2 protein-coding genes and 2 pseudogenes are annotated in these 2038 nt (G+C 71.3%); 2 read left to right on the top strand and 2 right to left on the bottom strand.

Annotation, left to right across the window (positions count from 1 at the left end; all coding sequences use genetic code 11):
• Together AC2W7M_RS24415 and AC2W7M_RS24410 are read right to left on the bottom strand one after the other, a co-directional pair.
• Positions 1-233: pseudogene (locus tag AC2W7M_RS24415) on the bottom strand (hypothetical protein); the annotation flags it as partial.
• Positions 230-1096: a xanthine dehydrogenase gene (locus tag AC2W7M_RS24410; RefSeq protein ID WP_486135609.1), complete on the bottom strand. Its 867-nt coding sequence runs from the start codon at positions 1094-1096 to the stop codon at positions 230-232. The pseudogene AC2W7M_RS24415 and the gene AC2W7M_RS24410, both read right to left, overlap by 4 nt.
• A gap of 253 nt (positions 1097-1349) precedes the next feature.
• On the opposite strand from AC2W7M_RS24410, the gene AC2W7M_RS24405 reads away from it, so the two are divergent.
• Complete coding sequence (locus tag AC2W7M_RS24405; protein WP_486135607.1) at positions 1350-1583, top strand: BolA/IbaG family iron-sulfur metabolism protein; 234 nt, start codon at positions 1350-1352, stop codon at positions 1581-1583.
• Positions 1584-1680: 97 nt separating this feature from the next.
• Positions 1681-2013: pseudogene (gene grxD, locus AC2W7M_RS24400) on the top strand (Grx4 family monothiol glutaredoxin).
• Positions 2014-2038 lie beyond the last annotated feature (25 nt).

Raw genomic sequence — 2038 nt, 5'->3', positions numbered from 1 at the left:
ATTGCCTGGTAGGTGTGGATCTTGTAGAGGCAGAAATAGACCGGCAAGGCCTCAGGCGCCGCCGCCAGCGCCTTGCGGAACAGGGCGTCCGCCGCCGCCCGGTCGTTGCGGTAGGCGACGACGCCCTGCTGCAGGAGAGCGTCGATCTCCGCCGGCAGGTCGCCGAAATTGACGGTGTCGGGCGAGACGAGCAGCTCGATCAGCGGCGGCCCGCCGGCGGCGGCGGCGCTCATCGGACGAGGTGCATCTGCGGGGCGGTCCGCGCGCTGTCCGCCTTGTGGCGCGCGAGGGCGCGCGAGACGCCGGTGGCGATGGCGCCGCCGCGCGCGTCGATCCCGGTCCAGCTGGCGGCGCGCCCGCGCGCATCGATCTCCAGCAGCTTCACGCCCTTCGGCACCTCCGTGCCGTCCCGCGCCACGCCGCGCACGACGCCGTCGAACGGCGCGCGCACCGGCGCGCCCCCCAGAGAGCCGACGACGAAATCCTTGTAGACGCGGGTGCCGATCTCGATCGCCGTATGCCAGCGTCCTGCCGCCTCCGCGCGCGCGAAGCGCTCGCCCTGCTGCCCGCCGAGGCTGGAGGGCACGCCGTCCGGCGGCGCGGTGGTGCCGTCGAGGACCAGGCGGCCGGCGAGACCGGGACGGGTCTCCACCGCCAGGTCGCAATTGAAGCCGCTGGAGAAGCCCGGCCCCACGCCCACCGCGAACCGGCCGAGGCGCCGCAGGTCCGGCGTCACCTGGTATTTGTGCATGCGGGCATCGACCAGAATGTCGATGGCGCCGATCACGATGAGATCGAGCAGGCCGAGGTCCGTCACCATCACGCCGGCCCCGGCGCCGAGGCGCTCGCGGACCTCGACGCTGCTGCCGGCGCGCGCCGCCACGACGCCCGCGAGCATGGCGGCATCGTCGTAGAGCGCGTCATGGAAGGCCATGCGACGCCGGATCACCGGCGGCATGGGGTCGTGCGAGAGCACCACCCCGTAGCCGGCCCAGAACAGGTGGACCGCCACGGCGGACGCGATCTCGTTGGTGCCGAGGATGACGGCGAAGGGCGGAAGCGACCCGCGCCGGCTCCCCTGTCTGGTGTCGCTCATATGCGGTCCTCGAATGGGCTGATGGCGAGAAGCAAGAGCCGGGCCGTTCCTCGCCCGCCCCTCGCGGACCACCCGGAACCGCTATTTCCGCCGATAGCGAACGACCCGCGAGCGGCGTCGCATCCCGGACAGCGCCGCCTTTGCCCTGTCGCATGTCCGACACCCGCGGGTCGCCCCGCCGTTGCAGCCGTGAAGCGGCGCGGGTTGGTTTCGACCTTGCATGACGAGGCGCAACTGCGCGGGAGACACAGCGATGGCCATGGCGGCAGCCGACATCGAACAGCTGGTGAAGGCGGCGTTCCCGGACGCCGAGGTGGTGATCGTGGACCTCGCCGGCGACGGCGACCACTATGCCGCGCGCATCACCTCGCAGGCCTTCAAGGGCAAGAGCCGGGTGCAGCAGCACCAGATGGTCTATGCGGCCCTGAAGGGCAATATGGGCGGCGTGCTCCACGCCCTCGCTCTGGAGACCATCGCCCCCGCCTGAGCCCCGCCGCGCCTGAGCCGCGCCCTTGCGGCGCCCTTGCCGCGCCGTACCGGCGCCGTCCTTCGACACAACCAGCATTTCACCCAGGAGAATGGCCATGGCCAGCACCAGTGACCGTATCAAGACCATCATCGACGCGCCGACGTGGTGCTGTTCATGAAGGGGGCGCCCGCCGCCCCGCAGTGCGGCTTTTCCGGCGCCGTGGTGCAGGTGCTGGCGCAGGTGGGCGTGCCGTTCGCGAGCTTCGACGTGCTCGCCGATCCCCTCGTGCGCGAGGGCATCAAGGACTACTCGAACTGGCCGACCATCCCCCAGCTCTATGTGAAGGGCGAGTTCGTCGGCGGCTGCGACATCGTGCGCGAAATGTTCAAGGCCGGCGAAACTGCAAGCGCTGCTGACCGAGAAGGGGATCCTCGCCCCGGCGCCGTGACGGCGACGGCTGGCGGCGGGCGCCG

Source organism: Xanthobacter sp. BG11Y11_SDJG (assembly GCF_057364445.1).
The sequence above is the reverse complement of the archived record's forward strand: the minus strand, read 5'-3'. Positions and strand labels throughout refer to the sequence as shown.

What these genes read in the sequence shown, in the direction of transcription:
- AC2W7M_RS24410 (WP_486135609.1), bottom strand. Translation starts at nt 1,096, where the DNA reads ATGAGCGACACCAGACAGGGGAGCCGGCGCGGGTCGCTTCCGCCCTTC.
- AC2W7M_RS24405 (WP_486135607.1), top strand. Translation starts at nt 1,350, where the DNA reads ATGGCCATGGCGGCAGCCGACATCGAACAGCTGGTGAAGGCGGCGTTC.